The organism is Ursidibacter arcticus (assembly GCF_009761375.1).
GTDB lineage: Bacteria > Pseudomonadota > Gammaproteobacteria > Enterobacterales > Pasteurellaceae > Ursidibacter > Ursidibacter arcticus.
Genome location: NZ_LEKM01000137.1, coordinates 1 through 23085 on the forward strand (window position 1 = coordinate 1; position 23085 = coordinate 23085).

Genomic DNA, 23085 nt, shown 5'->3' on the forward strand with positions numbered 1-23085 from the left:
TTTGTCATCAGTCTGAATCATTATATAATAATTTATATAATGATTTTTTATTTACATTACAGGAGATGATATGAAAAAAACATTACTGAGATTAGCTTTAGTCAGTGCTTTTAGTATGAGTGCTACATCAGTATTAGCGGAAAATATTACTGTATTTGCGGCAGCGTCAATGACAAATGTGTTACAGCAAATTGGTGAAGAGTATAAAAAACAACACCCTGAAGATAGTATTACATTTTCTTTTGCGGGTTCTTCAACTTTGGCAAAACAGATTGAACAAGATGCTCCAGCGGATATTTTTGTTTCAGCAGATCAAAAATGGATGGACTATGTTGCAGAAAAACAGCCAAATAAAACCCAAAATATAAAAACCTTAGCGGAAAATGAATTAGTCTTGATTGCACCTAAGGACAGCGAGCTTAAAGAGACCACTGTTAAAGAGATCGACTTTAAAAAGGTAATTGGTGAGAGCTATTTAGCAGTGGGAGATGATAATGTGCCTGTTGGGCGTTATGCCAAAAAAGCTCTTGAACATTTTAATCTATGGGCTGATGTAGAAAATCGCTTATCTAAAGCAAAAGATGTGCGTGCGGTACTCGCTTATATCGAACGTGGCGAATTACCACTTGGGATTGTTTATTCAACCGATGCGAAAGTAAGTGATAAAGTAAAAGTTGTTGCAGTATTTCCACAAGAGAGCTACGGTAAAGTTGTTTATCCAGCAGCAACACTCAGTGAAAAGGCAGAAGCTAAACGCTTCTTAGATTTCCTTTCTAGCGCAAGTGCAAAATCAGCATTTGAAAAAGCAGGCTTTAAAGCGGTACAATAAAGCCTATTTCCCCTTTCTTAGAAAGGGGAATTTGCAAAAGTTTTCAGCAATCCAACCGCTTGTTTATTGAGAATTTCCTGTGTTTGACTTTTCCCCACAAGAACTAAATGCGATTGTCCTTAGTTTAAAAATAGCCTCAATCGCTATCTTATTAGCATTACCTTTTGCTATTGCATTTGCGTGGTTACTTGCTCGTAAAGATTTTTGGGGAAAGAACTTAGTGAACGGTATTATTCATTTACCGTTAGTGTTACCTCCTGTTGTAATTGGCTATTTGCTACTGGTGCTAATGGCAAAAAAAGGGGTAATTGGGCAGTATTTGTGGGAATGGTTTAATTTTTCGTTTAGTTTTTCTTGGCGTGGTGCTGTACTTGCCTCAATGGTAATGGCATTTCCGCTGATGGTTCGTTCTATTCGATTAGCGTTTGAAGGTATTGATCCTAAATTGGAGCAAGCCGCTCGAACCTTAGGTGCAAGCCCGATAAAAGTCTTTTTTACCTTAAATTTACCGCTTTCATTGTCGGGGATTATTGCGGGGGCAGTATTAGGTTTTGCCCGTTCTCTTGGCGAATTTGGTGCAACCATTACCTTTGTTTCAAATATCCCGAATGAAACTCAAACCATACCAGCCGCACTTTATACTTTTATTGAGACCCCTGATGGCGAATTTGCAGCTGCTCGTTTATGTTTAGTCGCAATCGTTATCTCATTAGTTGCACTATTTTGTTCAGAATGGTTGGCACAGCGACAACAACGATATAAATAGGTAGAAAAATGTTAAAGATCGACATTACACAGCAACTCGGTGAATTAGCTTTAAGCGTCAATGTAACTATCGCAGCAAAGGGCGTAACGGCTATATTTGGGCGTTCAGGTGCTGGAAAATCAAGCCTAATTAACTTAGTTGCAGGTCTATCTAAAGCAGATAACGGAAGTATCATATTAAACGACCGTATTCTGTTTGATCGTCAGAAGCGAATAAATCTCCCCCCCGAACAACGTAAAGTAGGTTATGTTTTCCAAGAGCCTAGACTATTTCCGCATTATCGTGTGGAAGGCAATTTAAAATATGGCTGCAAGCGGGTAGATTCTCAAAAACTTTCACAAATTGTACAATTATTAGGCATTAAACATTTGCTACAACGTTTCCCTAATAGCTTATCTGGCGGAGAAAAACAGAGAGTGGCTATTGGACGTGCTTTATTGTCAGATCCAGATATTTTATTGATGGACGAACCACTTTCGGCATTAGATTTGCCACGCAAAAAAGAACTGCTGGATTATCTTAGCCAGTTAGCTAAGCAGCTTGAAATTCCTATTCTATATGTCAGCCATAGCCTAGATGAAGTCGTACGTTTAGCCGATCATCTTCTACTGTTAGAGCAAGGAAAAGTAACGGCTTATGCAGATACTGCAACGGTTTGGCATAGTGATGCTTTTTCCGCTTGGCAGCCTGAAACGCAAAAAATGAGCTTGCTTGAACTACCGATTGCTGAATTACAACCCTCTTATCAAATGCAAGGGCTGGCTATTGGAGAACAGCGAATATGGATCAATCAACAATCTCGTTATCAAATTGGTGAAAAATTACGAATAACGATCTCAAGTCGAGATGTTTCTTTAGCATTACAAAAACCGCAACAAACATCTATCCGAAATATACTGCAAGGGACAGTTTGCAAAATCGAGATGCAATCTGACCGCTTAGATATTGCAATTCAGATCGAACAACAGCAGATTTGGGCAAGTATCAGTCTATGGGCATTTGAAGAAATGCAATTAACAGAAGGGCAACAAGTTTATGTACAGATTAAGTCTGTTTCTATTTAAAGGCAATTTACAAACAATCTTGTGTTATGTTCGGTAATTATTCTTGTAGCGGTAGGGTATTTTCTTAGGTATGTGGGAGCGAAATTTCATCGCTCCCTCTTTATAATGGCTAAATATTAGTGACGGAAATGACGCATTCCTGTCAATACCATCGCCATTCCGTGTTCATTTGCAGCATCAATCACTTCTTGATCTCGCATTGAGCCACCTGGGTGGATAACACAAGTAATGCCAACTTTAGCGGCTGCATCAATACCATCTCGGAATGGGAAGAACGCATCTGATGCCATTACACAGCCTGCAACTTGTAAGCCTTCATCTTCAGCTTTAATGCCTGCAATTTTAGCCGAATAAACACGGCTCATTTGCCCTGCACCGATACCGATAGTTTGTTTATTTTTAGCATATACGATCGCATTTGATTTAACGTATTTTGCCACTTTCCAGCAGAATAATAGATCTTCCATCTCTTCTTTGGTTGGCTTGCGTTCGCTAACAAATTGTAGATCTTCAATATCAACGTGACCTTGGTCTGCATCTTGAACTAATAATCCACCATTTACACGTTTGAAGTCTAAGCGGTGAGGTGGCTCAGAAAATTCACCACATTCAAGAACACGCACATTTTTCTTTTTCGCGAGTACAGTTTTCGCATCTTCAGAAATTGTCGGAGCAATAATGACTTCGACAAATTGACGATCTGCGATAGTTTGTGCGGTTTCACCGTCTAACTCGCGGTTGAAAGCAATAATTCCACCGAAAGCAGAAGTTGGATCGGTTTGGTAGGCTCTGTCGTAGGCTTCTAAAATGTTTTTCCCTAGTGCAACGCCACAAGGGTTTGCGTGTTTCACGATAACACAAGCTGGCTCATCGAACTCTTTCACACATTCAAGTGCCGCATCGGTATCTGCGATATTATTGTAAGAGAGTGCTTTACCTTGCAGTTGAACGGCTGTTGCCACGCTGGCTTCTTTCAATTCGTTTTCAACATAGAATGCGGCATTTTGGTGGCTATTTTCACCATAACGCATTGTTTGTTTGCGAGTAAAGTTAAGGTTGAGTGTGCGTGGGAATTGTCCACAAACTTGGCTTAAATCTTCTTCTTCCGCCCCTTGATAAGGTGGTACTTTTTGCCCGAAGTAGTTTGCGATCATTGAATCGTATTGAGCAGTGTGTTCAAAGGCTTTAATTGCTAAATTAAAACGAGTTTCAAGGGTTAAACCGTTTTGGTTGTTATCCATTTCTGCCAAAATAGCGTCAAAATCATTATTATTGACGACAATCGCCACATCTTTATGGTTTTTTGCTGCAGAACGAACCATTGTTGGACCACCAATATCAATGTTTTCAACAGCATCTTCTAATGTGCAATTTTCTTTCGCCACCGTTGCAGCAAAAGGATAGAGATTAACAACCACCATATCAATTTGCTCAATATTGTGTTGTTGCATAATTGCATCATCAACACCACGGCGACCTAAAATACCACCGTGTACTTTGGGGTGAAGGGTTTTTACACGTCCGTCCATCATTTCAGGAAAGCCTGTGTAGTCAGACACTTCTGTAACAGCTAAACCTGCATCGGCTAATAATTTAGCTGTTCCGCCAGTTGATAACAATTTTACCCCACGTTGAGATAAGCCTTTTGCAAATTCCACGATACCATTTTTATCTGAAACACTAAGCAAGGCTTGTTTAATTGGACGATAACTCATTCTAATTCCTTAAAATTGGTAATAAAAACGGTGCAAATTATAACGCAAACGTTTGCTAAAAGCATTACAAAATCCATTTAGGTGTAAACAAGCGGTGATATTTCACTAATTTTTTGCAAGTTATGTTCTGAAAACTTTTTTCTTTTCCTTTACAAAACTGAACTTTTAGCTTTTGCTAAAAATTAAAAAAAGAGTAAAATGAACGAACGTTCAGTTTGATAAGTTTTAAATTTTTATGATTGTTAATAATGTGCCACACAATGAAGTGGCACTTCGTATTTTAAATGCCGCAGATACGTTAATGGCAGAAAATGGAGTGCAATATCTTTCCACTCATAAAATTGCTAAACAGGCTGGAGTATCGGTCGGGACTATTTATCTCTATTTTAAAGATAAAGACGACTTACTAAATCAGCTTGTTATTTATTTGTTTGGTCAGTTCAATCAAGCGATTGAAAAACAGTATGATGAAACGCTACCGCTCTTTGAGCAGTATCGTGCGTTATGGTTAGCAAAGTTTGAGTTTATGTCGAATAACCTCAATATCGTAAAAAATATGTACCAGTATGAGTCTTTGCCCCAGTTTCGTGAACTTCTACGTCATTGTTTTGAATCAGAACACTTACCTTGGAATCGTTTTATTAAACGCGGTTTGAAACAAGGTGTGATTGTTGATTTGCCGTTGCAAATTTTGTATGCAATGAGTATGAAAGTTCCGCAAGATTTGATTTATCAACAGTTATCCTTGGATAAAGTCTATTCTCAACAGTTGATTGAAGATGTGATTTTACGCACTTGGAAAGCAATTATTGTTTAATTTTAAATTCGTTATTTTAGGTTTTATGGAGAAAATATGACAACAGAAACAAAAAAACCTTCTTTCTTTAAAAGATTTGGTGTTTGGCTTGTGTTACTGCTTGTGTTATTGGTTTTTGGAGCAGTTATTGCGATTAACCAAAAAATTGCACAAGCAAAAGCCGATGCCGCAGCGAATCCATTCCCAAACATTACAATGGTTACTGCAATGGATGTGACATCGCGAGAGTGGACGCCTGTTATTGATGCCGTTGGTTATGTGCGACCAAATCAAGGTGCGATGTTGAGTACTCAAGTTTCAGGCACAGTCAGTCGTGTGTTAGTAAAAGCTGGCGATAGTGTGAAAAAAGGGCAGCTCTTAGTTGAATTGGATAGTTCCGTTGAACAAGCTAGCTTGCGAGCATCTGAAGCTCAACTTTCTGCGGTACAGGCGAATTATCAGCGTTATCGTAACTTAGTAGCATCAAATAGTGCATCAAAAGCAGAATTAGATAATGCCCAAGCAAGCTATAATCAATTAGTCGCAAGCATTGAATCTTTAAAAGCGAGTATTAAACGCCGCCAGATTTATGCTCCTTTTGATGGTGAAGCAGGAATAGTGAAAATCAATGAAGGGCAGTATATCAACGTAGGTACAGAAATTGTGCGTGTTGAAGATCGTAGCCAAATGAAAGTGAGTTTTACCTTACCTCAAACGGATTTAGAACTGATCAGCGTAGGACAAAAAGTTACCGTAACAGCTGATGCGGTATTAGGTCAAACTTTTGAAGCTGCGATTTCAGCGATTGATCCTGCTGTAAATCGCTCAACAGGTTTAGTGGAGTTAGAAGCAACAGTAAATGGAAAAGGGCTACTTTATTCAGGAATGTTTGCTCGTTTAAACATTGCATTACCAACAGAAACAAATCAAGTGGTTGTGCCGCAAATTGCCGTAACTTACACAATGTATGGTGAAAGTGCTTATGTATTACAACCACTTTCTGAAGAAGAAAAAGCAACCTTCAAAGCAACTCTTGAAACTCATACGGAAAGCCCAATGAATGGCGAACGAGCAAAACACCTGCTAAATAATTTAGATACAGTGCTTATTGCAAAACAAGTTGAAGTGAAAACGACAGATCGTCGTGGTATTTATGCACAATTAAAATCAGGCGTAAAAGTTGGAGACAAATTAGTTACAGGTGGTTTCCAACGTTTGAGTAATAACGCTTATGTGACTGTATCTGAAAAACAAGGTGCGGGTACAACCCAACCAGCTAAAAATAGCCGCTTATAATTGGGGTAAATAATGAGATTTACTGATATTTTTATTAAACGCCCTGTTTTAGCGATCAGCATTAGTATTGTGATCGTCATTATGGGCTTGCAAGCAATGTTTAAATTGCAGGTGCGAGAATATCCGAAAATGGTAAATACCATTATTACGGTTTCTACCACTTACGCAGGTGCAGATGCTGAAACAATGCAGGCGTTTGTTACATCAAAATTAGAAGAATCAATCGCTCAGGCAGATAATATTGATTATATAAAATCATCTAGTGCACCAAGTAATAGCACGATTACGGTAAAAATGAAATTAAATACCGATCCTGGTATTGCTGTTGCCGATGTATCCGCTAAAGTAAATGCTGTACGTTCACAATTACCATCAGAAATTGATGACCCTTCAATTTCTGCTTCATCGGGTGCAATGGAAGCGATTGTATTTATCCGTTTCTCGTCTGATGAACTTTCATCACCGCAGATTACTGACTATGTAGAACGTGTGGTTAAGCCACAATTCTTTACAGTGAGCGGAGTGTCTAAGATCAATGTGTTTGGTGGGACAAATTTCGGTTTACGCATTTGGTTCGACCCTGAAAAAATGGCAAGTTTAGGACTATCTGTGCCACAAGCTGTAGCAGCGTTATCTGCAAATAACGTTCAAACCGCAGCAGGCAATGCAAATGGTTACTATACGGCTTATCGTAACAAGGTTGAATCGACCACACGTGATGTTGAGCAACTTGAAAATTTAGTGGTTAAAACCACACAAAGTGGGCAACAAATTAAATTAAAAGATATTGCTCGTATTGAATTAGATAAAAATAGTGATACAAGCCGAGCCATTGTTAATGGTGCAGATGCAGTGGTCTTAGCGATTGAAGCGGCAAGTACAGCTAACTCGCTTGTTGTTGCAGAGAATATTTATCCTGCATTTGAAAAAATTAAGAACGATCTACCCGCTTCAATGGATGCGGAGATAATGTATGACAAAACTATTGCGATCAATAGCTCAATCAATGAAGTAGTAAAAACCATTGGTGAAGCAACCTTAATCGTATTAGTCGTGATTACAATGTTCTTGGGTTCATTTAGAGCAATGGTTATCCCTATTGTAACAATTCCAATTTCATTGATTGGGGTGTTAATGGTGTTACAAGGATTTGGTTTCTCAATTAACTTATTAACTTTATTGGGCTTAATCCTTGCTATCGGTTTAGTCGTTGATGATGCGATTGTGGTACTCGAAAACGTGGATCGCCACATTAAAGAGGGGGAAACGCCATTTAGAGCAGCAATTATTGGTACAAGAGAAATCGCAGTACCTGTTATTGCAATGACAGTAACGCTTATTGCGGTATATTCGCCAATGGCATTGATGTCAGGCATTACAGGGACACTTTTCAAAGAGTTTGCTTTAACTCTTGCTGGAGCTGTATTTATTTCAGGTATTGCGGCATTAACGCTTTCACCGATGATGTCTAGCCGTATTTTAAAAGCATCAGCTAAACCAAGCCGCTTAGAGCGTTGTGTAGAAGGTTTCTTACACCGTATTACGCAATGTTATACCAATATGCTTGAGCTAGTAATGGCTATGCGTAAATCGGTATTGGCTTTTGCGGTATTGATTTTTGCTTCGTTGCCATTCTTATTTGGTTCATTGGCAAGTGAGTTAGCCCCATCGGAAGATCGCGGTATTATTATGGCAATGGGAACAGGGCCTTCAAACACTAACTTGGACTACATTCAAGAAGTAATGACTCCTTTTGCTCTTGAGACACAAAAGATCCCTGAAGTTAGTGCAACACAAATTATGCCAGGCTTTCCATCAAGTAACGGTGCATTTGCTTTAGTACCATTAGTGGATTGGAATGAGCGTACTCGTTCGCAGTCTGAAGTGTTGGCGGAAGTGAGTAAAATTGCAAGTACTGTTCCTGAAGTTTCGATTACGGCTTTCCAAATGGCAGAAATTTCAACAGGGGAGAGCGGTTTACCATTTTCATTTGTGATTACAACGGCAGATAGTTACCAAAATTTAGCACAAGTGGCACAGCAATTTTTAATTGAAGCACAAAAATCAGGTAAGTTTTTCTTCAATCAACTAGACTTGAAATTTGATACCGCTTCAATGAGAATTAGTTTAGATCGTGAAAAATTGGGGACTTATGGTGTAACCGCACAGCAAATTAGTGCGACATTAGGAAGTTATTTATCAGGTGCGACACTTTCTCGTGTGGATATTGATAGCCGTCCATATAACATTGTGGCACAAGTAGAACGTAAAAATCGTTTGAACCCAGAAGATCTTGGTAAATTCTTTGTTACCACCAGTAACGGAGCATCTGTTCCATTAAGCACCTTTATTTCAATGGAATTGGTTTCACAACCAGCAAGTTTACCGAAGTTAAACCAGCTAAATTCAGCAACGATTAACGGTGTTGTGGCAAGTTCTATCGGTGATGCTGTGCAATGGGCTGAAGCGAAAGCTGCCGAAATTTTACCAAGTGGCTATCAGTATGACTTTATGAGTGAAGCTCGTCAGTATAAACAAGAGGGTAATGCGTTAGTACTCACGTTCGCCTTAGCGGTGGTAATGATCTACTTAGTATTAGCTATTCAGTTTGAATCTTGGCGTGATCCACTGGTTATTTTAGTGTCTGTTCCACTTGCGATTAGTGGTGCTTTATTAGTACTGAATATATTAGGCTTACCGTTTATTGGCGTAAAAGGCGCAACCTTAAATATTTATTCACAGGTTGGTTTAATTACCCTAGTTGGTTTAATTACTAAACACGGTATCTTAATGTGTGAAGTGGCGAAAGAAGAGCAGTTACATCACGGGAAATCTCGTGCAGATGCGATTTTCTATGCGGCTAAAATTCGTTTACGCCCAATTTTAATGACCACAGCGGCAATGATTGCAGGGCTTATCCCATTACTTTACGCTGCGGGTGCAGGTGCGGTAATGCGTTTTAGTATCGGGATTGTAATTGTGGCAGGATTAGCAATTGGTACACTCTTTACTTTATTTGTGCTACCTGTGATTTACACTTTCTTGGCAAGCGAACATAAACCGCTAATGGAGTTTGATGAAAACCAGCCGAGTAAACACGAGCAGAATAAAATCGAACAACTTGAACATTCCGCTTAATTAAACTCTCTCAAATAAGCGGTAACTTTCCTGAAATTTTTTGCAAAATTTTGAATGGAAGTTACCGCTTTTTGTCATTATTTATATGCAAGTTTAAATTTTATTGAGCAAAAATAAGGCTTAAAATTTTATAAAATAAAACCTTAAGCCTCTTAATTATTTTTTAAATATTAAAATTAGATAGAAATATAGTTTGAGGATAAGCTAGTAATTTTTCAACTTAATATTCTCTGGAGAGACTTCTCTGAAAAAATATATTCTATAATCAGGGTTACTTTCTTTTGGTGAATAATAAAAGTATCCTTTGATTCGAGTTCCACAGCTGAAATCATTATTTTTATTTAATGGTTTTCTTGTTCCTCCATAATCATCACAGTCAAATGATGTATTATTGGGAAAATGAAATGATGTACTCTCTTCATACGACTCGCCACCATCTCTGATTATTTCATACCAAAATACTTCTTTTCCTTCAACATTAGATGTTCTATAAAGAGCATTCGTATCTTTAATATGTAATTCGGTATTTAATGATTCATCATATGGGTTTAATATAAAAATATTTTCAGATAACAGTGATTTATCACCTATCTGAGGAATAAGAATATCTAGCTCAAATAGTTTCTCATCTTTTATTTTACTTAATAAAAATTTTTCTACGAGAGAAGCTTCTTTATCTGTAAAAATATCTGAACGATATGTTTCTATTTTCTCTTTCTGTAAATTCAATAAGTCAGGAAAGAACACAGCAACAATACCAACTGCGGTTGCAATAAAGCTCATAATAGAGCCAATAATAATTTTCTTTTGAAATATCATAAAGTTACCTTTTATTATGGTTAGTATTACATTGCAATTTCTTAATAATCTTTAAGTAATACACTTTCTTTAGGGATTAGCTTAAAGTTATGAAATTCGTGTTCACCTTTGGTATAATCAGTATTTTCATGAACAAAGAAACCATTAATTATAGTACTTCCCATTCCATACACAGAACATTTTGATTCCTTATGTATTGATGAAGCACTAGTAGAACTCTCTGGGAAACTATAGCTTATTCCTGCACACCAATGATCACATTCATTGAGAGAGTTAATATCACGACCTTCTTGGCTAAGCTCAAATTTTGTTAGTGTCGGTTCATTAAAATAATCATCCATCTTACCAAAAACAAGACCTTGATTTTCTTGGATTTCACTATCTGAATGAATGTTTGAACAGGCTTCCAAATTTAATTGGAATAGCTTCTTATCTAAAGCACGTTCTTTTAGGAAAGAAGATACTTTTTCAAAACTATTTATATCTTCAACCGCTATATCTATAGTTTCCATTTTCTTTTTCTGTAAATTCAATAAGTCAGGAAAGAACACTGCAATAACGCCAACACCTGTTGCAATAAAACTCATAATAGAGCCAATAATAATTTTCTTTTGAAAGATCATAATTAATTACCTATGTTAATTTATTTAATAAAATGTCAGTCACAAACTAATTGTTTTAGTAACTTACAATAATTTTACCCATTGAGTTTTTTGTGAATGTTATCTCATAAGGTCGAGTATTCCCTTTTTCAGTAACAAATATAGCTGAGCATACTAATTTATTAGTTTTTTTATCTAATAAATCAACATCAACTACATCTAGCACTGTAAAAATATCATCATTTGTCATTAGCATTGGTATTTCTTCCATAATATCTTCAGCATAACAATCTTCAGGTATTTTATCTAAATTAAAAGAGATGCTTGAATGAGCCATTATTTTTGAAGATAAAGCAATGAATATTACGAACAATATATTTTTCATTTAATAACCTTTGTAACAGTATAAATATGAATAGTGAATTTCAGTAAATCTTAATTTAGTCGCTGTTCTACTTTCGGATTAGGTCCATATTTATTTGCTCCAGTCTGGCTATCTAATTGATTGCCAGTTTGACTATCCATACACATAAAAATAATAAGTACGATAGATCCTATAATTGGAATAAGGATAAGTAGCATCCACCAACCACTACGCCCTGTATCGTGTAAACGACGTACTGATACCGCCAAATTAGGCAAAAATGTAGCAAGTAGATATATTGCTGAAAAAATCCCTTCAGTGCCTAATGTTTCATCAACTATTGACAGCACTGCAAAAAATATGAAATTGAATAAAGTAAACATCCAATACTCTTTACGCCTTGTACGCCCAGTGAATGTTGCATATTTTTTTAGTACAGCGAGATACCAATTCATAAAAATTTCCTGATGTGAAAAGTAAAAAAAGAGCTTTATTATAATTTCGGCTAGAACTGTGCTACAATCCACAAAAGTTACCCTTAACGACCCGAAAAAATTCCCTTTATATCCCTAATTTGTGGTGCAATATGAAAGTTAATGAAAAACTACGTTTACTCAGAGAAAGTCATCATCTTTCCCAAGAAGATATGGCGACTAAATTAAGTATGTCCACGAAAGGATATGCAAAAATTGAAAGGGGAGAAACGAGATCTAATCTGCCAAGATTAGAGCAAATTTCTGAAATTTTTAATATGGATATTTGTGAATTATTAATGTATGGGGAAGCAGATAGAATCTTAGTTAACAATTCAGATAACGCTTTAGTTTGTCGCTCAGAAAATTCATTAAATCATTCAATTATTTCATTAGGATCAGAAGATCTCCAAAAAGAAGTCGAAAAATTTCAATTAATTATTAAGCATAAAGATGAAATTATTGAGAGCAAAAACGAAATCATTGAAAACCAGAAAAAAGAGATTGAGCTATTGCGTGAAATGAACGCAATTCTGAAATCTGAGAAATCATTCAAAGGCTAAATTACTTAGTTCAATATTATTGACAACGTATCTCTTTCAGACGCCAAGCGTGGCGTCTCTACAAACTAAATTATCCCCACTTTTAGAGCATTTCTCTTATTGAATAAAGAACAAGCGGTTACTTTTGGGTAAATTTTTGCGACTTTTCTATTTCAAATAAAACTCTCACTTATGCACAAATGTACCTATAAAAAAAGTTGAATTTGAGCTATCCTATACAGCAATTTTTTTGATTCAATTTTATAGGTTATAAATTATGCAACAACAGTATAATCCAAGTGCGATTGAGCCTAAAGTTCAACAATACTGGGCGGAAAATAAAGTTTTCAAAGCAATTAAAGATACAAGCAAGCCAAAATACTACTGTCTTTCAATGTTCCCTTATCCTTCAGGGCGTTTACATATGGGACACGTTCGTAACTATACCATTGGTGATGTGGTTTCTCGTTATCAACGAATGAATGGTAAAAATGTGTTACAACCTATGGGTTGGGACGCTTTTGGCTTACCTGCGGAAGGGGCTGCGGTTAAAAATAAAACCGCACCAGCGAAATGGACTTACGAAAATATCGAATATATGAAAAATCAGCTCAAGATTTTGGGCTTTGGTTTTGATTGGGATCGTGAAGTTACGACTTGTAAACCAGAATACTATAAATGGGAACAGTGGTTCTTTACTGAATTGTACAAAAAAGGCTTAATTTACCGTAAAACATCAACGGTAAACTGGTGTCCGAACGATGAAACCGTATTAGCGAATGAGCAGGTTCACGAAGGTTGTTGCTGGCGTTGTGATACCCCTGTGGAACAACGTGAAATTCCACAATGGTTCATTAAAATTACCGATTATGCAGAACAGCTAATCAACGGGTTAGACGGTTTGCCACAATGGCCTGATCAAGTAAAAACAATGCAACGTAACTGGATCGGGCGTTCTGAAGGGGTTGAAATTACCTTTGATATTAAAGACACCGCTGAAAAATTAGCGGTTTATACAACTCGCCCTGATACATTCTATGGCGTAAGTTATGTTGCTGTGGCAGCAGCTCACCCATTAGCGACTTTAGCGGCAGAAAATAATCCTGAACTCGCACAATTTATTCAAGAAGCAAAAAATACCAAAGTGGCAGAAGCTGAGCTTGCCACAATGGAGAAAAAAGGAATGGCAACAGGGTTATTTGCTATTCACCCATTAACGGGAGAAGAAGTACCAGTATGGGTGGCTAACTTTGTGTTAATGCACTATGGAACAGGGGCGGTAATGGCTGTACCTGCACACGACCAACGTGACTTTGAATTTGCTCAAAAATACGATTTGCCAATTAAACAGGTTATCGCACCGCTTGATGGCTCAGATTGGGATTTTACACAAGCCGCTTTCACTGAGCACGGTAAATTGATTAACTCAGCAGAATTTAATGGCTTAGATTTTGATGGTGCATTTAATGGCATTGCAGATAAATTGGAAAGTTTGAGCGTTGGCAAACGTCAAGTTAATTATCGTTTGCGTGATTGGGGCGTTTCTCGCCAACGCTATTGGGGAGCACCAATCCCAATGCTAACCCTTGAAAATGGTGATGTAGTGCCTGTTCCAATGCAAGATTTACCAATTATTTTACCTGAAGATGTGGTAATGGACGGGGTAAAAAGCCCAATTAAAGCGGATCCTGAATGGGCGAAAACTACCTATAACGGGCAACTAGCTTTCAAAGAAACAGATACCTTTGATACCTTTATGGAGTCTTCTTGGTATTATGCACGCTATACATCACCACAATATCAGCAAGGAATGTTAGATAGTGAGGAAGCAAATTATTGGCTACCAGTGGATCAATATATCGGTGGTATTGAACACGCCACAATGCACTTGCTCTACTTCCGTTTCTTCCACAAATTATTGCGTGATGCGGGTTTTGTCGTCAGCGATGAACCAGCAGAAAAATTATTATGTCAAGGAATGGTTTTAGCCGATGCGTTCTACTACACATCACCAACAAACGAGCGTATTTGGGTATCGCCAACGGAAGTAACCTTAGAGAAAGATGAAAAAGGTCGTATTCTCAAAGCCTTTGATAAAGAAGGGCGTGAATTAGTCCATAGCGGTATGACCAAAATGTCGAAATCGAAAAATAACGGTATTGACCCACAGGAAATGGTGGATAAATACGGTGCGGATACCGTACGTTTATTTATGATGTTTGCATCACCTGCGGAAATGACACTTGAATGGCAAGAGTCAGGTGTTGAAGGGGCAAAACGTTTCCTTGGACGTTTATGGAACTTGGTATTTGAATATCAACAAAGTCCAGCGACAGAAGCATTAAACCCTGCAGCATTATCTAGTGAGCAAAAAGCTCTTCGCCGAGATGTACATAAAACGATTGCCAAAGTTAGTGATGATATTGGTCGCCGTCAAACCTTTAATACCGCGATTGCAGCGATAATGGAGCTAATGAATAAATTAACAAAAGCTCCATTAAACGATGCTCAAGATAAAGCAGTAATGGCGGAAGCATTAAGTGCAGTTATCCGTATGCTTTACCCAATTACGCCACATATCTGTTTTGAACTTTGGCACGCAATCGGTAATGAAAGCAGTATTGATTTTGCACCTTGGGTTCAAGCTGATGAAACAGCAATGGTGGAAGATGAGAAATTAGTGGTTGTTCAAGTGAATGGTAAAGTTCGTGGTAAAGTAACTGTACCTGCAAATGCAACAGAAGATGAAGTCAAAGCCTTAGCTCTGAATGATGAAAATGTCGCAAAACATTTAGACGGCTTAAATGTAATTAAAGTTATCTATATTCCATTTAAAATGTTAAGTTTTGTCGCAAAATAAACGCACAAGCGGTAGGATTTTGCAGATTTATTGCAAAATCCTATGATTGATTTTTAAATATGGTGGGCTAAAACCCACCCTAATCTATTGATAAACTAGGAAATTTATGAAAAAACCTTTTACTCTTTTCGCTGTGCTATTAACGGCTTTACTGACCGCTTGCGGTTGGCAATTTAAAAATAGCGAACGCTTTCCCGAAGAATTGCGTACTTTACGCTATGAGAGTGCGGATCAATATAGCGATATGTCGCGTATCTTACGCAACCAGTTGCTATTAAACGATATTACGCTTGTACCACAAGAAAATAATAACCATATTGCCACATTACGTTTAAACAGTGCAGAAAGTACTTCTCGCGTCGCATCTGTATTTAAACAGGCTCGTGAAGCGGAAAAAATCCTTAGCTTAACGGTTAAAGCAACGGTTTCCGTTCCAGAAAAAGGCGATTATCCACTAGAAGTGTCAGTATTCCGTACATTCTTCGATGACTCTCGTGCGGCGCTTGCAAAATCTGAAGAACAAGAGTCGATTATGAAACAGATGTATGAACAAGCATCTCGCCAACTTCTCATCAAAATGGTGGGATTACATAAAGAGCTTTCTAACACAAAATAAATCACCTATAAAATGATTGAACGTATTTTTTCAGAACAACTTGAAGCAAATCTTGCAAAAGGATTAAAAGCCTTTTACTTATTAAGTGGGCAAGATTTGCTCTTAGTCGATGAGTCTAAAGATCAAATTATTGCTTTAGCTCGCAAGCAGGGTTTTGATGAAAAAATAGAGGTTGCAATCAACAATGAAACCAAATGGGACGATTTATTTCATCAGTTACAATCGACTGGGCTATTTTCTAGTCGGCAGATTGTGCTTTTAAATTGTCCCGATAATCTCACTGCTCCACAGCAAAAACAGTTGTCAGAATTACTAAGCTTCAGCCATTCTGATTTAATTTTTATTTTGCACTTGCCTAAATTATCCAAAGCAATGGAAAAACAGGCTTGGTTCAATCTGTTAGAAACTAACGGATTACTGATAAATTGCCAAACGCCAGACATCAACAAAATGCCGATTTGGTTGCAACATCGTGCAAAAAAAATGGCGTTAGATCTCGAAGATGAAACAATAAAACTGCTCGCTTATAGCTATGAAGGGAATTTGCTTGCCTTGCAACAAACCTTATGGATGTTACAACTTCGTTTTAGTCACGAAAAAATCACACCAACTAAAGCACAAGAAATTATTGAACAATCGGCTCAATTTACCCCTTTCCAATGGGTTGATTCACTGCTTGCAGGGAAAATTAAACGAGCCACCAGAATTTTAAACCATTTACGCAATGAAGAAGTACAAGCGGTTGTGTTACTGCGTATTATTCAAAAAGAGTTAATGTTGATTCTTGAAATGACTCGTTCTCCAAGCCCAGTTAAGCTCAATCAGTTTCTATTCAAAGGTAATTTACGCCAAGAATTTGACCGCTTAAAAGTGTGGCAAAATCGCCGCCCATTCTACCAACAAGCGATAAATCGCTTTACCTATGCTAAGCTCTATCGGCTTATTCAAACGCTTGCCGATCTCGAAAAGCAAGTAAAACAAGAATTTAGCGAAGAAATCTGGCAACAATTAGAAATATTCAATCAAAAGTTTGCTTAATGCTGTCTGCTTGTTCGATCCTAAACTTGTAAAGGTTGTGATAAGGAGTAGATGAAAATCTTCTCTTGGTGCTAGAATAAGCACAGTTTTTACTCACCTAAATCAAAGGAGTTCTCTATGTATATCGAATTCAGTCTATCTGCAATTTTTATATTACTTGTGGTTGTTGTACTCTTTTCCATAATTAAAACAGTGCCGCAAGGTTATCATTGGACCATTGAGCGTTTTGGTCGTTATACCAAAACATTAACACCGGGTTTAAATCTGATTGTTCCTTTTATTGAGCGTGTAGGACGTAAAATCAATATGATGGAACAAGTGTTAGATATTCCATCACAAGAAGTCATTTCAAAAGATAATGCGAGTGTAGCAATTGATGCTGTTTGTTTTATCCAAGTGATTGATGCTCGTCGTGCGGCTTATGAAGTGAATCATTTAGAACAAGCAATTGTCAATTTAACAATGACGAATATGCGTACAGTATTAGGCTCAATGGATCTTGACGATATCCTTTCACAGCGTGATTTAATCAACGGTCGTTTATTAGCCATTGTTGATGAGGCGACTAATCTTTGGGGAGTTAAGGTAACTCGCATTGAGATTCGAGATGTCCGTCCACCTAAAGAGTTGGTTGAGGCAATGAATGCTCAAATGAAAGCAGAGCGTAATAAACGTGCGGATATTTTGGAAGCAGAAGGGATTCGTCAAGCAGAGATCCTACGAGCAGAAGGGGAAAAGCAAGCTCGTATTTTAAAAGCGGAAGGCGAACGTCAAGAAGCATTTTTACAAGCGGAGGCTCGTGAGCGTGCCGCTGAAGCAGAGGCTAAAGCGACTAAAATGGTTTCAGAAGCTATTGCAACGGGCGACACAAAAGCTATCAATTATTTTATTGCTCAAAAATATACAGAAGCATTGCAACAAATTGGGGCATCTGACAATAGTAAAGTTGTCCTAATGCCTTTAGAAGCAACGAATTTGATTGGTTCTGTTGCAGGTATTGCTGAATTATTGAAAAATAATAAAAGCCAGTAATCTCTTTCTATACATATCTGAGAAATAGGAGGAAATATGATGATGGAATGGTTTCCTGATTGGTCTATATGGCTTATTCTAGGCTTTTTACTATGTATTTTAGAAATTATTATTTCTGGTGTTTTCATTATATGGTGGGGCGGAGCCGCAATTGTTGTTGCTATTACGGTTGCTCTGTATCCTATTCCACTTAGTTGGCAACTCTCCATTTTTGCGATTCTCGCCATTATTTTTAGCCTGATATGGTGGAAATATCAGCATAGTAAGGATATTAGAGATGATGAAAACAGCACTCTAAATGCCCGAGAACACCATATGCTTGGTGTACAGGGGGCTATTGTCGAGCTACTTGAAAATGGCATTGCTCGTGGAAAATTTGGAGATACAACTTGGCGAGTGATTGGGGAGAATTTACAAGTGGGAGATAGTGTTCAAGTAAATAAGGTTGATGGTATAACGCTGTTTGTACATAAATTGTAGATTTTACTGAAGATGGGTATTTGCCCATCTTTTTGTATTAGTGCTTTTTGCCTTTAAGGTAGATCTGATAACGCATTCGGGTTTTTTGTAATAAACATTGCATCACCATAGCTGAAAAAGCGATAGTGAGAAGTCACCGCGTGTTGATAGGCTTGCATACAGTTGCGATAACCTGCAAAAGCGGAAACTAACATAATTAGTGTGGATTCAGGTAAATGGAAATTAGTTACGAGAGCATCGACAACCTTAAACGTTTTTCCTGGGTAGAGAAAAATGTTGGTATCCGCATAAAAAGGGGCAATAAGTTGTCCTGCTTTCTCCGCAGCTTGTGCAGCACTTTCGATAGAGCGAACGGATGTTGTCCCCACACAGATTACTCTTTTACCTTTCGCTTTAGTGGCAAGAATTTTATCTACAACTTCTTGGCTGACTTCAGCATATTCAGCGTGCATTTTATGTGCTTCTAAGGTTTCCACCCTAACAGGTTGGAATGTACCTGCCCCAACGTGCAAGGTAACAAAAGCTGTATCTACACCTTTTGCCTGTAATTTGCCTAACATTTCCTGATCAAAGTGTAACCCCGCAGTTGGTGCGGCGACTGCTCCTAACACTTTGCTATAAACGGTTTGATAACGCTCTTGATCGGCATCTTCATCAGGGCGATCAATATAAGGCGGAAGGGGCATATGTCCTGCTTGTTGTAGCAAATCAAACAGTGGTTGCGTTGCCTTAAATTCTAGCTCAAATAAGACTTCGTGACGTGCCACCATTATGGCGTGAAAACCGTTGCCTTCGCCTAATTTATCTTCGCCTAAAATAATTTCTGCCCCTTCTTTAGGTGCTTTTGATGAACGGATATGGGCAAGGCAACGATGTTCATCTAATACTCGCTCAACCAATACTTCAAGTTTTCCACCACTTGATTTACGTCCGTAAAGACGAGCAGGGATTACACGAGTATTGTTAAAAATCAACAAATCGCCTGTTTCAATATGGGAGAGAAGATCGGTAAACTGTTGGTCTTGATATTCCCCTGTTGTGCCGTTGAGATAGAGCAATCGGCTAGCACTACGCTCTTTAGTAGGGTAACGAGCAATCAGTTCATCGGGAAGATCAAAATGGAAATCGGTAACTAACAAAGGTATTCCTTAATAAATTGCAAAAAAATGGAAAAATCTAACCGCTTATGCTTAGAGTAATGCATAAATATCATTGATAGCTTTACTCAGTTTGTAGCGATCGTGGCGGTAATATACGTCTTCGGCCTGTAAATCTTTTCGAAGCGTTGTAATGTAATAAGGTGTTTCACTGGTTTCATCTAAATGGGTAATAATGCCGTTTAAACGCATTAAGCCGATGCGGTTTTCAATCCATTGAACACGATCATTCAGTGAAAGTGAGCCAGCCACGCCGTGTTCTTTGCCGATATTGTCAATAAAAATCACTTTAGCGTGGCTTGTCTGAATGGCTTGAGCGACTTCATCAAGGAGTAAATTCGGCATAATGCTAGTAAAAAAGCTCCCCGGCCCAAGAATAATCAATTCTGCTTGGCTTAATTCTTCCAGTACTTCAGGCGTAGCGGTTACGTTAGGCGTTAGTGAAAGCGACTGTGGCACAACATCTAAAGCATCAATCGATACTTCACCAACAATGGTTTCCCCATTCGCAAGATGACTGGCTAAATGCACTGGCGATTCAGACATTGGCATTAAGCCAACTCGAACGTGTAGCAGATCTCGCACTAAATTTAGTCCATCAACGGGGCGGATTTTCATATCTTCGAGAGCTTTAAGAATAAGATTGCCTAAATTATGCCCAGCTAATTCCCCTTGTCCTGCAAAACGGTATTCAAAGAGAGCTGATGCAATGGTCGGTTTTATTGTGATTTGAGTTAGACAGTTGCGGAGATCACCCCAAGCGATACCGCCGTGTTGGTAACGAATACGCCCTGTTGAACCTCCATTATCGGTCGTTGCTACCACACCTGTTAAACGTTCTTTTAAAAATGAGAGTGAAGACAGCACACGCCCTAAACCGTGCCCACCACCTAAGGCTACAACTTTATTCAGTTGAGCAAGTTTAGGGTGGCGTGGTGGAATTGTCATCTCTGTCATAGCAAACCTGTATGTAAAAACATTAAAATGAAAGTAAAAGTAAAAGTTTCACTCAATCTAACCGCTTGTGTTTTAATCCGTCGTTGGTAATGCATTAACCACTGCTTTAACAAGAGTGGCAAGTGGTATCGCGAAAAACACACCCCAAAATCCCCAAAGACCACCAAAAATCAGAACAGCAACAATAATGGTTAATGGGTGTAAATTGACAGCTTCCGAAAAGAGAAAAGGTACAACAATATTGCCATCGAGTAGTTGGCTGATGACGAAAGCGAGTAACACATAGTAAAAGTCAGGCGATAAGCCAAACTGAAACAGGGCAACCAATGCAACAGGAATTGCAACTAACACCGCACCGATATAAGGGACTAATACCGATAAACCCACTGCAACAGAAAGTAATAGGGGATAGCGTAGATCAAAAAAGAGAAAAATGATGTAAGTTACCACCCCTACAATCATAATTTCTAAAAACTTTCCACGAATATAGTTTGCAATCTGCTGTTGCATTTCTCCCCAAACACGATTTGCTAAACGGCGGTTTTTAGGTAAAAAACGTCCGACATCGTTTAGAAATAAGGCTTTATCTTTTAGAAGAAAGAATACCATTAAAGGAACAAGGAAAGCGTAAATACCTAGCCCTACAATACTCACAATGGAATTTACTGAAAACGTGAGTAATGAATCGCCGAAACCTAAAATTTTGGTCTTTAGACCCGCCATTAGTGAATCTAACATTGCATAATCAATCAATTCAGGATAATGCTCAGGTAAAGCTTGTAGCCATTCATTAAGTAGATTAAACATAGCGGGAAGATCTTTCAAAAAAGTTACCGCTTGGTTCCAAAGTGTTGGAAGTAAAACCACAAATAAGAATATAGAAATAGAAATAAACCCACCAAGTACGAAAATTAATGAGAGAGAGCGAGGTAATTTCAAAGATGTGGTTAGAAAACGAATGGGCCATTCGAGTAAATAAGCAAAAACGATAGCCACCAAAAGAGGCATCAATAAATCGCTAAAGAAATAGATAGTACCAAACCCAATCAGTAAGATACCCAGCAGCACTACTGTTTGTGGGTCATTAAATTTTTGTTTGTACCAGTGGAGAAACATATCCAACATATCTATTTCCTTATATTAGCAAGCATTATTTATTTTTGGCTACAAACCGCAATAAATCCTAATTGGTTTTCAGGATCATTAAAGGTTTGGAACATTTTCTTGAAAGTATCACGATTTTCAGGTTTTAACGCATTACCAACAATTTTCATTGCTCCAATTACGCCTTCATCGTGGATTAAGCCTTTAGGAGAAAGTAAGCTCATTTCACCCGTAAAGGTTTCAACATTACGAAATCCACAGTTTAAAAAGGTTTCTTTCCAACCATCTTTAGAGAGTGGGCTTACTGTTAGGTGAATAGCTTCTCTGAGTTTGGCAATCACACTTTCAGCGTTGTCACCATTGAGTAATACATCGTGAGTAAGTAAAAAACCATTTGGTTTAAGTACGCGTAAATATTCGCGAATTGCTTTTTCTTTTGCTTCTGCAGGTAACATTGTTAGCATTGCTTCATTGATAACAATATCAAAACTATTATCTTCAAAAGGTAATTTAGTGGCGTTTGCACGTTGTACACGCACTAAATCACTTACTTCATTCTCTTTGATATTTTGTTCTGCTTTAGCTAATGCTTCTTCGTCTAAATCAATACCAATAACGTGGCAACCAAACTGTTTTGCAATTTCGATTGCTGTTGTTCCCATATTACAGGCAACTTCTAAGACTTTTTTATCTTTTCTAAAATCACCGTTGGCAATTAACCAATCCGTTGCGATTTTGCCCCCTGGACGTAAACGAGTTTTACCTAAGCGAGCTAAAAAATGGTGTCCTACTTCTTCTTTCTTCATATCTGCCACCTTAATAGTAAAATAATAAATCTGACTGTTTGAGAACTTAAAGGTTCTTCATTATAGAATAGGGCGATTATAGCGTTTTTTTAGTTGTTCTTATATACAAAACTACGGAAATTTGACACAATTATAGACGCTTGGTTTTTAATCATTAAAAGAAGGAAACAGAATGAAAAATTCACAAAAACATCTAAAGCAAAATGTACAGCATATTGAATATGCTCTTCAACGAGGCGAGATTAAAGAGAGTGCGGTAAAAGCTCTTGTTACGGATAAATTGTTTAGAACTCGAGTTGAGCGAAATCGTAAAGGGAAAGGTAGTTATCAACGAAATGCAAAACACAGACACAAACTCACCGCTTATGGCAAATCAGAAAGCCCATTCAAAAGTAACATTATTTTTGAATGGGCTTTTAACTGGCGTAATGGACAAAAATGTGGGATTTTTGTCCATTTTCTTTTCAAGTGGACAAAAGTGTGGGATCTCCATTATATTTTTGATCGTTAATTGCTTTTCTTATTCAAAAAATCCTTTATAAACATAATCTTACGCTTTTTGCTTAATCCATTGTGATTATTTAATTTTCGTTTTAGTTCACTAAATAATCCTTCAAGCCTATTTGTCGTT

21 protein-coding genes and 1 pseudogene are annotated in these 23085 nt (G+C 37.7%); 13 read left to right on the forward strand and 9 right to left on the reverse strand.

All coding sequences use genetic code 11. The features are described from left to right. Positions 1–70: 70 nt before the first annotated feature. From modA to modC, 3 genes are all read left to right on the forward strand, one after another. Positions 71–829 carry a molybdate ABC transporter substrate-binding protein gene (gene modA / locus A1D25_RS05765; RefSeq protein ID WP_157394742.1) on the forward strand — a complete coding sequence of 253 codons (759 nt, stop codon included), beginning with the start codon at positions 71–73 and terminating at the stop codon, positions 827–829. A gap of 79 nt (positions 830–908) precedes the next feature. Then, a complete protein-coding gene (modB, locus tag A1D25_RS05770; protein WP_157394743.1) occupies positions 909–1595 on the forward strand; it encodes a molybdate ABC transporter permease subunit in 687 nt (228 codons plus the stop codon). Positions 1596–1603: 8 nt separating this feature from the next. Beyond that, on the forward strand, positions 1604–2659 hold the full coding sequence (modC, locus tag A1D25_RS05775; RefSeq protein WP_157394744.1) for a molybdenum ABC transporter ATP-binding protein ModC: 1056 nt from the start codon (positions 1604–1606) through the stop codon (positions 2657–2659). 116 nt (positions 2660–2775) lie between these two features. On the opposite strand, the gene purH is transcribed toward modC, so the two are convergent. Beyond that, positions 2776–4374, reverse strand: a complete 1599-nt coding sequence (purH, locus tag A1D25_RS05780) for a bifunctional phosphoribosylaminoimidazolecarboxamide formyltransferase/IMP cyclohydrolase (protein WP_157394745.1) — start codon at positions 4372–4374, stop codon at positions 2776–2778. 235 nt (positions 4375–4609) lie between these two features. Between purH and A1D25_RS05785 the strand changes: the two genes are divergently transcribed. Genes A1D25_RS05785 through A1D25_RS05795 form a run of 3 tightly spaced genes read left to right on the forward strand, consistent with a single transcriptional unit; the run spans position 4610 to position 9604 of the window. Then, entirely contained in the window at positions 4610–5191 is a 582-nt protein-coding gene (locus A1D25_RS05785) for a TetR/AcrR family transcriptional regulator (RefSeq protein WP_157394746.1), read from the forward strand. Between the two features lie 36 nt (positions 5192–5227). Beyond that, a complete protein-coding gene (locus A1D25_RS05790) occupies positions 5228–6466 on the forward strand; it encodes an efflux RND transporter periplasmic adaptor subunit (RefSeq protein WP_157394747.1) in 1239 nt (412 codons plus the stop codon). A 12-nt stretch (positions 6467–6478) separates the two neighbouring features. Further along, the gene (locus A1D25_RS05795) at positions 6479–9604 is read left to right on the forward strand and encodes an efflux RND transporter permease subunit (RefSeq protein ID WP_157394748.1); all 3126 of its coding nucleotides are present in this window, start codon (positions 6479–6481) and stop codon (positions 9602–9604) included. Positions 9605–9808: 204 nt separating this feature from the next. On the opposite strand, the gene A1D25_RS05800 is transcribed toward A1D25_RS05795, so the two are convergent. Genes A1D25_RS05800 through A1D25_RS05815 form a run of 4 tightly spaced genes read right to left on the reverse strand, consistent with a single transcriptional unit; the run spans position 9809 to position 11844 of the window. Continuing rightward, on the reverse strand, positions 9809–10423 hold the full coding sequence (locus A1D25_RS05800; protein WP_157394749.1) for a hypothetical protein: 615 nt from the start codon (positions 10421–10423) through the stop codon (positions 9809–9811). Positions 10424–10464: 41 nt separating this feature from the next. Continuing rightward, the gene (locus tag A1D25_RS05805; RefSeq protein WP_157394750.1) at positions 10465–11046 is read right to left on the reverse strand and encodes a hypothetical protein; all 582 of its coding nucleotides are present in this window, start codon (positions 11044–11046) and stop codon (positions 10465–10467) included. A 55-nt stretch (positions 11047–11101) separates the two neighbouring features. After that, positions 11102–11410 (reverse strand): hypothetical protein, encoded by a 309-nt coding sequence (locus tag A1D25_RS05810; RefSeq protein ID WP_157394751.1) that lies wholly within the window; start codon positions 11408–11410, stop codon positions 11102–11104. 50 nt (positions 11411–11460) lie between these two features. After that, on the reverse strand, positions 11461–11844 hold the full coding sequence (locus A1D25_RS05815; RefSeq protein WP_157394752.1) for a DUF805 domain-containing protein: 384 nt from the start codon (positions 11842–11844) through the stop codon (positions 11461–11463). 131 nt (positions 11845–11975) lie between these two features. Here A1D25_RS05815 and A1D25_RS05820 point away from each other — a divergent pair, with 131 nt between their 5' ends. The 6 genes from A1D25_RS05820 to A1D25_RS05845 all read left to right on the forward strand — a co-directional run bounded on the left by A1D25_RS05820 (position 11976) and on the right by A1D25_RS05845 (position 18430). Continuing rightward, entirely contained in the window at positions 11976–12425 is a 450-nt protein-coding gene (locus tag A1D25_RS05820) for a helix-turn-helix domain-containing protein (protein WP_157394753.1), read from the forward strand. A gap of 256 nt (positions 12426–12681) precedes the next feature. Continuing rightward, positions 12682–15264, forward strand: coding sequence for a leucine--tRNA ligase (gene leuS / locus A1D25_RS05825; RefSeq protein WP_157394754.1), 2583 nt, complete (start codon positions 12682–12684; stop codon positions 15262–15264). Between the two features lie 106 nt (positions 15265–15370). Then, the gene (locus A1D25_RS05830) at positions 15371–15880 is read left to right on the forward strand and encodes an LPS-assembly lipoprotein LptE (protein ID WP_157394755.1); all 510 of its coding nucleotides are present in this window, start codon (positions 15371–15373) and stop codon (positions 15878–15880) included. Between the two features lie 15 nt (positions 15881–15895). After that, the gene (holA, locus tag A1D25_RS05835; protein ID WP_157394761.1) at positions 15896–16918 is read left to right on the forward strand and encodes a DNA polymerase III subunit delta; all 1023 of its coding nucleotides are present in this window, start codon (positions 15896–15898) and stop codon (positions 16916–16918) included. Positions 16919–17035: 117 nt separating this feature from the next. Further along, complete coding sequence (locus tag A1D25_RS05840; protein ID WP_157394756.1) at positions 17036–17950, forward strand: SPFH domain-containing protein; 915 nt, start codon at positions 17036–17038, stop codon at positions 17948–17950. Positions 17951–17992: 42 nt separating this feature from the next. After that, entirely contained in the window at positions 17993–18430 is a 438-nt protein-coding gene (locus tag A1D25_RS05845) for an NfeD family protein (RefSeq protein WP_157394762.1), read from the forward strand. Between the two features lie 53 nt (positions 18431–18483). Here the strand turns inward: A1D25_RS05845 and queA are convergent, their stop codons facing one another. The 4 genes from queA to A1D25_RS05865 all read right to left on the reverse strand — a co-directional run bounded on the left by queA (position 18484) and on the right by A1D25_RS05865 (position 22454). Then, positions 18484–19569, reverse strand: coding sequence for a tRNA preQ1(34) S-adenosylmethionine ribosyltransferase-isomerase QueA (gene queA, locus A1D25_RS05850; RefSeq protein WP_157394757.1), 1086 nt, complete (start codon positions 19567–19569; stop codon positions 18484–18486). Between the two features lie 51 nt (positions 19570–19620). Further along, positions 19621–20544, reverse strand: coding sequence for a gluconeogenesis factor YvcK family protein (locus A1D25_RS05855; protein ID WP_420825105.1), 924 nt, complete (start codon positions 20542–20544; stop codon positions 19621–19623). Positions 20545–20616: 72 nt separating this feature from the next. Continuing rightward, positions 20617–21669 (reverse strand): AI-2E family transporter, encoded by a 1053-nt coding sequence (locus A1D25_RS05860; RefSeq protein ID WP_157394758.1) that lies wholly within the window; start codon positions 21667–21669, stop codon positions 20617–20619. Between the two features lie 29 nt (positions 21670–21698). After that, positions 21699–22454: a class I SAM-dependent methyltransferase gene (locus A1D25_RS05865; RefSeq protein WP_157394759.1), complete on the reverse strand. Its 756-nt coding sequence runs from the start codon at positions 22452–22454 to the stop codon at positions 21699–21701. A gap of 172 nt (positions 22455–22626) precedes the next feature. On the opposite strand from A1D25_RS05865, the pseudogene A1D25_RS11170 reads away from it, so the two are divergent. Next, positions 22627–22872: pseudogene (locus tag A1D25_RS11170) on the forward strand (alternative ribosome-rescue factor A); the annotation flags it as partial. Positions 22873–23085 lie beyond the last annotated feature (213 nt).